This window comes from Mycobacterium sp. TH-M116, assembly GCF_057473685.1.
Window position 1 is genome coordinate 1 of sequence record NZ_JBYCLC010000184.1, and the last position, 8,531, is coordinate 8,531.

At 70.9% G+C, this 8,531-nt stretch carries 6 protein-coding genes; 3 read left to right on the forward strand and 3 right to left on the reverse strand.

Annotation, left to right across the window (positions count from 1 at the left end; translation table 11 throughout):
- Positions 1-830: maltotransferase domain-containing protein (locus tag AC2VOK_RS09310; protein ID WP_428900218.1), on the reverse strand; the 830-nt coding region annotated here is incomplete at its 3' end.
- Positions 831-999: 169 nt separating this feature from the next.
- Between AC2VOK_RS09310 and glgP the strand changes: the two genes are divergently transcribed.
- Positions 1,000-3,588, forward strand: coding sequence for an alpha-glucan family phosphorylase (gene glgP, locus AC2VOK_RS09315; protein ID WP_428900219.1), 2,589 nt, complete (start codon positions 1,000-1,002; stop codon positions 3,586-3,588).
- A gap of 13 nt (positions 3,589-3,601) precedes the next feature.
- Here glgP and AC2VOK_RS09320 read toward each other — a convergent pair whose 3' ends face one another.
- Positions 3,602-5,626 carry an ATP-dependent DNA helicase gene (locus AC2VOK_RS09320; protein WP_428900220.1) on the reverse strand — a complete coding sequence of 675 codons (2,025 nt, stop codon included), beginning with the start codon at positions 5,624-5,626 and terminating at the stop codon, positions 3,602-3,604.
- 9 nt (positions 5,627-5,635) lie between these two features.
- The gene (locus AC2VOK_RS09325) at positions 5,636-6,943 is read right to left on the reverse strand and encodes a nicotinate phosphoribosyltransferase (protein WP_428900221.1); all 1,308 of its coding nucleotides are present in this window, start codon (positions 6,941-6,943) and stop codon (positions 5,636-5,638) included.
- 186 nt (positions 6,944-7,129) lie between these two features.
- Between AC2VOK_RS09325 and AC2VOK_RS09330 the strand changes: the two genes are divergently transcribed.
- Together AC2VOK_RS09330 and AC2VOK_RS09335 are read left to right on the forward strand one after the other, a co-directional pair.
- Positions 7,130-7,489, forward strand: a complete 360-nt coding sequence (locus tag AC2VOK_RS09330; protein ID WP_421531488.1) for a type II toxin-antitoxin system Phd/YefM family antitoxin — start codon at positions 7,130-7,132, stop codon at positions 7,487-7,489.
- A 49-nt stretch (positions 7,490-7,538) separates the two neighbouring features.
- Positions 7,539-8,147, forward strand: coding sequence for an ATPase (locus tag AC2VOK_RS09335; protein WP_428900222.1), 609 nt, complete (start codon positions 7,539-7,541; stop codon positions 8,145-8,147).
- Positions 8,148-8,531: the final 384 nt, after the last annotated feature.

An 8,531-nucleotide genomic window follows, 5' to 3' on the forward strand; every position in this document is an offset into this window, starting at 1 on the left:
TGGATCGGCGGAAGGTACACCACGTCGAACCCCATGTCGGCGATGCGGGGAAGCTGCGCTGTCGTCGTGGCGAAGGTGCCGTGCACCGGGTTGCCGCCGGCGTCCCATCCGCCGGTGGAGCGCGGAAACAGTTCGTACCAGGAGCCGAAGCGGGCCAGCGGCCGGTCCACCCAGACCCCGAACTGTTCGCCGCGGGTCAGCAGGTCACGCAACGGGTGCTCGGTCAGGAGGTCGTCGATCTCGGGTGCCAGGGCCGGCGCGGTGCGGGTGACCGGGTCGCCGGGGGCCCGCAGCGCCCCGGCCGCGGCCATGAGCGGATCGCGGCGTGCGCGCGGCACCCCGGCCGCGGCGCGCTCGAACAGCCCGGCGCCGACCAGCAGGTCGTTGGACAATTCGGTTTCGCCCTGGCCGGCGTCCAACTTGGCGATCACCCCGTGCTTCCACGTGGCGATCGGGTCGCCCCACCCGTCGACGCGGAACTCCCACAGGCCGACCTGGTCGGGGGTGAACTGGCCGTGGAACGTGTAGGGCTCCTCGCCCATCGTCATCGGGAAAAGCCGCGGCGTGACCCGCAACCGCTCTGGTGCGCCCGCCTGGTGCGCGTCGCCGCGACGCGCGGGGGCCTGCACCGCCGTGATCCGGCGGGCCTCGGTCACCTGCGGGTAGCGCGGTCCGAGGTAGCCCACCACCAAGGTTGCCGCGACGGCGTCGTGGCCCTCCCGCCACACCGTTGCGCTGACCGGGACGACCTCGCCGACCACCGCCTTGGCGGGGTACGCGCCGCAGGACACGACGGGCGCGACGTTGTCGATCTCGACACGACCGGGCACCACCACTCCATTCGGTTTGTGCGGCAAGACCGCGGGGCCCCGCGTCGCGCCCGCGTTACTTCCCGGTACCCACCCTAGTGTCCGGTCACACCAGGTACCGGACACCAGGAAGGTAAACGCTGGGTTAGTAGTCCAGCACGTCCACGAACCGTCAGTAAGGTGATGACGTGTGAAAGCCCTTCGCCGCTTTACCGTCCGTGCTCATCTGCCCGAACGCCTGGCCGCGCTGGAACAGTTGTCGACCAATCTGCGGTGGTCGTGGGACAAGCCGACCCAGGATCTGTTCGCGACCATCGATCCGACGTTGTGGGCGCAGTGCGGCTCGGATCCGGTTGCGCTGCTGGGTGCGGTGAGCCCCGCCCGGCTTGACGAGCTGGCCGTCGAGGAGGAATTTCTGACTCGGCTCGACGGACTGGCGGCCGGCTTGCGCGATTACCTGAGTCGTCCTCTGTGGTACCAGCAGCAGCAGGACAACGGGGTGGCGATGCCGACGTCGATCGCCTACTTTTCCATGGAGTTCGGCGTCGCCGAGGTGTTGCCCAACTACTCGGGCGGGTTGGGGATCCTGGCCGGCGACCATCTGAAGTCCGCCTCCGATCTGGGGGTGCCGTTGGTGGCCGTGGGTCTCTACTACCGCTCCGGATACTTCCGGCAGTCGCTGACCGCGGACGGTTGGCAGATGGAAACCTATCCGTCGCTGGATCCGCAGGGATTGCCCCTGCGGCTGCTCATCGACGCCACCACCGGGGATCCGGTGCTGGTGGAGCTGGACCTGCCCGACTCCGCCCGGCTACGGGCCCGGGTCTGGGTCGCGCAGGTGGGGCGCGTGCCGCTGCTGCTGCTGGATTCCGACGTGCCCGAGAACGAGCACGACCTGCGCGGCGTCACCGACCGGCTTTACGGCGGCGACCAGGAGCATCGCATCAGGCAGGAGATTCTGGCCGGCGTCGGCGGGGTGCGGGCGATCCGCGCGTTCACGGCCAACGCGGGCCTGCCCGCGCCCGAGGTATTCCACATGAACGAGGGTCACGCCGGGTTCCTCGGAGCGGAGCGCATCCGCGAGCTGGTCACCGACTCGGGACTGGACTTCGACACCGCGCTGACCGTCGTTCGCTCGAGCACGGTGTTCACCACCCACACCCCGGTGCCCGCCGGTATCGACCGGTTCCCGATGGAGATGGTGCAGCGCTACTTCGACGACCAACTCCAGGCACCGATGCTCCCGGGCCTGCCGACCACCCGGATCCTCGCGCTCGGCGCCGAGGCCGACCCGACGAAGTTCAACATGGCCCACATGGGCCTGCGGCTGGCCCAGCGCGCCAACGGTGTCTCCCTGCTGCACGGTCGGGTGAGCCGGGCGATGTTCAGTGAGCTGTGGCCCGGATTCGACCGGGGCGAGGTGCCGATCGGATCGATCACCAACGGCGTGCACGCGCCGACCTGGGCAGCGCCGCAGTGGCTGGAACTGGGCCGCGAGCTCGCCGGGTCGGACTCGTTGAGCGAACCCGCGGTCTGGCAGCGACTGCAGCAGGTCGACCCCGGGCACCTGTGGTGGATCCGCTCGCAGCTGCGCGCACTGCTGGTCGAGGACGTCCGGGCGCGGCTGCGTCGATCCTGGCTGGAGCGCGGTGCGTCGGACGCCGAATTGGCCTGGATCGCGACGGCCTTCGACCCGGACGTGCTGACCATCGGGTTCGCGCGGCGGGTGCCGACCTACAAGCGGCTGACCCTGATGCTGCGCGATCCCGACCGGCTGGAACGACTGCTGCTCGACGAGGAGCGGCCGATCCAGCTCATCGTGGCCGGGAAGTCCCACCCGGCCGACGACGGCGGCAAGGCGCTGATCCAGCAGGTGGTGCGCTTCGCCGACCGCCCGCAGGTGCGCCACCGCATCGCTTTCCTGCCCGACTACGACATGTCGATGGCCCGGCTGTTGTACTGGGGTTGCGACGTCTGGCTCAACAACCCGCTGCGTCCCCTGGAGGCCTGCGGCACCTCCGGGATGAAGAGCGCGCTGAACGGCGGGCTGAACCTGTCCATCCGCGACGGCTGGTGGGACGAGTGGTACGACGGCGAAAACGGCTGGGAGATCCCCTCGGCCACCGGGCTGGCAGACGAGGTGCGCCGCGACGACCTGGAGGCCAATGCGCTCTACACGCTGCTTGAAGAAGCGGTGGCACCGAAGTTCTACGAGCGCGACGAACACGGGGTGCCGCCCCGATGGGTCGAGATGGTGCGCCACACCTTGCAGACCCTGGGGCCCAAGGTGCTGGCTTCCCGGATGGTGCGCGATTACGTCGAGCGCTATTACACCCCTGCGGCGCAGTCGCTGCGCAAAACCGTCGGCGGCGAGGACGACACGTTCAGGGCCGCGCGGGAGCTGGCCGCCTACCGCCGCCGAGTCGACGAGGCGTGGCCCAAGATCAGCGTCACCGACGTTGACAGCACCGGCCTGCCGGACACACCGCTACTCGGGTCGAAGCTCACGCTGACCGCGACGGTGCAGTTGGGCGGGCTGCGGCCCGACGAGGTGACCGTTCAGGCGGTGCTCGGCCGGGTGGACCCCGGTGGCGTACTGCAGGATCCGGTCACCGCCGATATGCCGCACACCGGCAGCGCCGTTGGCGGGACAGAAGTGTTCTCCACGACGACGCCGCTACCGCTGGCCGGCGCGGTCGGGTACACGGTGCGGGTGCTGCCCCGTCACCCGATGCTTGCCGGCAGTGCCGAGCTCGGTCTGGTGACCCTCGCCGGGTGACGGCTCCGGAGGGTCAGGCCGACGCACCGTCGGGCGCGGTGCGCAGCCGCTCCAGCGCCGCCCGTACCTGGGTGGCGTCGGTCGTCGGCCAGAACGGCGGTAGCGAGGCACGCAGGTAGGCGCCGTAGCCGGCGGTGACCATCCGGGAGTCGAGCACTGCGACGACGCCGCGGTCGGTCACGCGACGCAGCAGCCGGCCGGAGCCCTGCGCCAGCAGCAGTGCCGCGTGGCCGGCGGCCACCGCCATGAAACCGTTGCCGCCCCGGGCGGCCACGGCCCGCTGCCGCGCGCCCAGCAGCGGGTCGTCGGGCCGGGGAAAGGGGATGCGGTCGATCAGCACCAGCGACAACGACGGGCCCGGGACGTCGACGCCTTGCCACAGCGACAGTGTGCCGAACAGCGAGGTCGCCGGGTCGGCGCCGAACCGTTCGACCAGTGCGGAGGTGCTGTCGTCGCCCTGGCACAACACCGGTGTCGGCAACCGTTCGCGCATGGCCTCGGCGGCGGCCCGGGCGGCCCGCATCGACGAGAACAACCCGAGGGTGCGCCCGCCGGCGGCGGTGATGAGTTCGGCGATCTCGGTGAGCTGCTCGGCCGACCCGGTGCCGTCGCGGCCGGGCGGTGGCAGGTGGGCGGCCACGTAGAGGATGCCGGCCTTGGCGTGGTGGAACGGCGACCCGACGTCGAGGCCACGCCAGGGCACACCGTCAGCGTCGCCGCCGGCCAGGCCCCACGCCGTGACCATGGCGTCGAAGGACCCGCCGATCGTCAGCGTCGCCGAGGTCAACACCGTGGTCGCCCGGGCGAACACCCGGTCGCGTAGCAGGCCGGCGACCGACAGGGGTGCCACCCGCAACACCGGACGGAGCACCCCTCGGTTGTCTTCGTGGTCGAGCCACACCACGTCGGTGCGATCGGGGATGGCCGGGGCAAAAGACGTCAGGACGCGCGAGGCGGTCTCGGAGATCTCGCTCAGCATCGCAACGGCTTCGGCGCGGGCCGATGCCGCCCCCACGTCAGCCCGCCCTGCGCCGGTCGTGTCGATCGCCGACCGTGCCGCGCTCGCCGCATCGCGCAGCGCCGTCAGGTAGGTCGCCAGCTCGTCGTCGAGGCGATCGATGCGGCCGGGCCGCGCGTCGTGGATCGCGGCGGCGAGGTTGGCCGTGGCCGCCTCCAACCGCTGGGTCAGTTCCGGACCGACCAGCCGGGCGACCCGGCGCGTGGACGCCCCGAGGGTGGCCGGGGTCAGCTCCGCGGTGGCCACCGACGTCACCCGGTCGACCAACTCGTGCGCCTCGTCGATCACCAGCAGCGCATGCTCGGGCAGCACCGCCGACTCGGCCACGGCGTCGATGGCCAGCAGCGCATGGTTGGTGACCACGATGTCGACGCCGCCGGCGCGGGCACGCGCCCGTTCGGAGAAGCACTCGCCGCCGAAGGGGCAGCGAGCCACTCCGACGCATTCGCGCGCGGAGACGCTGACCTGCGACCACGATCGGTCGGGAACGCCGGGCCGCAGGTCGTCGCGGTCGCCTGACTCGGTCGTCGACGCCCAGGCGGTGAGCCGCTGCACGTCGCGACCCAGCGCGGTCGCGGCCACCGGATCGAAGAGCTCCTCCTGCGGTCTGTCCTCGGGCTCGCCGTCGGTGGCGCCTCCGTTGTGGATCTTGTTGAGGCACAGATAGTTTCGCCGGCCCTTCAGCAGCGCGAACCGCGGCGTGCGCGGCAGCTCACCGGCCAGCGCATCGGCCAGCCGCGGCAGGTCGCGGTCGACGAGCTGACGCTGCAGGGCGATCGTCGCCGTCGACACGACGACGGGCGAATCGTCGCTGACGGCGCGGACGATCGCGGGGACCAGATACGCCAGCGACTTGCCGGTGCCGGTGCCGGCCTGCACGGCCAGGTGCTCGCCGGCCTCGAAGGCGTGCGCCACCGCGACGGCCATCTCGAGTTGGCCTGTGCGTTCACTGCCGCCGAGCGCGGCCACCGCGGCGGCCAGCAACTCGGGCACGGTCGGGGGAGCGTCGGACGTGGTCACTGCGCGCGCTCAGGCCGGGATCTGGCTGGTGGGGATCGCCGGATCGCCGGGGGACAACGCCAGCCCCTCCCACGGCAGGCTGCGCAGGCCGGCGGCGGCCAGCCGGCGGGCCGCGGCCAGGGCGCGGGCGCCCGTCTCGGCGACGATCTCGCCGCCCCGGACCAGGGGTGTGCTCAGGGTGCGGAACGGTTCGTCCGGTGCGGGCGGGCGTCCCGCGGCGTACACCACCTCCTGGGTGACGATGCCGGTCGGGCGCGACAGGCGCAGCGCCTCTTTGCGGCCGCCCCGCGACTCCTTGTGGGTGCTGCGCTTCTGCACCGGCATGCCGTCCACCTCGACGAGTTTGTACACCAGGTGCGCGGTCGGGGCGCCCGCGCCGGTGACCAGTGAGGTGCCGACGCCGTAGCTGTCGACGGGCTCGGCGCGCAACGCGGCGATGGAGAATTCGTCGAGGTCGCCGGACACCACGATCCGCGTCCGGCCGGCGCCCAACTCGTCGAGTTGCCGACGCGCCTGGCGGGCGAGCACTCCCAGTTCGCCGGAGTCGATCCGGATCGCGCCCAGCGCCGTGCCGGCGGCGGCCACGGCATTGGCCACGCCGGCCGTCACGTCGTAGGTGTCCACCAGCAGCGTGGTCTCGGCGCCCAGCGCGCGAACCTGGGCGCCGAACGCGGCCGGCTCGTCGGGTCCGTCCCGCGTGGCGTGCAGCATGGTGAACGCGTGCGCCGCGGTGCCCTCGGTGGGGATCCCGTATCGCCGGTGGGCCTCCAGGTTCGAGGTGGCGGCGAAGCCGGCGATGTAGGCCGCACGTGCCGCGGCGATCGCGGCCTGCTCGTGGGTCCGCCGTGTTCCCATCTCGATCAGCGGACGCCCGCCGGCGGCGCTGACCATGCGCGCGGCCGCCGAGGCGACCGCGGTGTCGTGGTTGAAGATCGACAAGGTCAGCGTTTCGAGCACCACGCATTCGGCGAAGCTGCCGGTGACCGAGAGCACCGGTGACCCGGGAAAGTACAGCTCCCCTTCGGCGTAGCCGTCGATGTCGCCGCCGAACCGGAAGTCCCGCAGATAGCCGACCGTGTCCGGATCGAGGAATCCGGCGAGCAGCTGGCACGCATCGTCGTCGAACCTGAAGTGCGGCAACGCTTCCAGCAGGCGTCCGGTTCCGGCGACCATGCCGTAGCGGCGGCCCGGGGGGAGTGCGCGGGCGAACAGTTCGAAGGTCGTGCGGCGCCCGGCAGTGCCGTCGTGCAGCGCCGCCGCCAGCATGGTCAACTCGTACTTGTCGGTCAACAGTCCAGTGGGGACCGGGTCGATCATTCCGTTACGGTATCGGCCGCCGTGCGGGGGCGTACTGCAACTGGGTGAGCATCGCCTCAAGATGCCCGCGAAACCGAGGTCAGTCTGCTGCCATCCACTCTCATTCGGGACAGATCGCCCCTTTGGTACACAATGAACGAAAGGGCTAGAATAGCGATCGTATCCATCACCGACGGGGGGAGCGCGATGTCCACCGTGACGTTCCGCAACCGTGAGGGCAAGCTGGTCGACGTGCCCGCGGTGTCGGCGAGCCGGCTGAAAAGCGAGTTCGGCGCGGTCTTGGAGGAAGCCACCCACGGCGGCGGGGCGGTGGTGATCACCAAACACGACACCCCCCGAGCGGTGCTGCTGTCCTACGCCGAGTTCACAGCTTTGATCGATGCGGCCACCCCGGCGCTCGATGACCTCAGTGAGCGTTTCGACGAGCTGTTGGCGAGCATGCAGACCTCGCGGGCAAAAACCGGGGTCGCAGCGGCCTTCGACGCCACACCGGAGGAACTGGGCGCGGCCGCGGTGCAGGCGGCCCGTACCGTGCGGCGGCGCTGACCCCGCGCGGCCCATGCCTGCCAACACTGCACCGCCGGCACGCTTGTCTGTGTTGGCAGGTGTCAACGGGGCCGGGAAGAGCAGCATCGGCGGCGCCGCGATCCGCGCGGCCGGCGGTGAGTATTACAACCCCGACGAGGCCGCGCGCGCTCTGCTGGCGGCCAATCCGGGTTTGAGGCAGATCGAGGCCAACGCGGCGGCATGGCAGCAGGGCCGCAGGCTGCTGGAACGGGCGATCGATCAGCACCTCGATTTCGCGTTCGAGACCACACTCGGTGGCACCTCGATGCCGCGGCTGCTGGCCGAGGCGGCTTCGCGCGGCATCGAGGTGCGCGTCTTCTACGTCGGGCTGGCCGGCGCTGATGCCCACGTTGAGCGGGTACGACAACGGGTGCGTGCCGGCGGGCACGACATCCCCGAGGCCGACATCCGCCGTCGCTACCGGCACAGCCTGCTCAATCTGGTGCACGTGTTGCCGGCTTTGACCGAGCTGCGGGTGTATGACAACTCCGCGTCCGCCGACCCCGCGGCCGGGCAGGCGCCGCTGCCGGTGTTGGTGCTGCACGTGCAGCGCGGCCGCATCGCGGGGCCGGCCGACCTGACCGGCACCCCGGACTGGGCCAAGCCCATCGTGGCGGCCGCACTGCAGCTCGGCTGACACCGCTGGCCGGTGCACATCGGCGTGAGCCCACCATGCTCCGACAGCATCGGTGGCGGACGTCTTGACACCTGATCCGTGCATCGCCTGAGGAATGCCCGCGAAACCGAGGCCAGCCGGTGGTCTTGTTCATGATCCGGATGCCGGCTTCGGCGTCGCGTAGGGCGCTTGCTGCCGCCCTTGTCGCGTAACTCGCTGCCATGGTCTGAATCCAAATCCTTTACTGTGTAGGATGTTTCGTGCAGTCTCGGTCTCCGGCCGCCGAGAGTGTGGGCGCGGGAGTTGTTGCGCACGGTGCGGGTGAGCACCTGACCGACATGCATGGCGGTCAGGTTCACGGTGCGGGCGAAATTCCGACCCCGGCGCCCCGGCGCCGCGCAGCTG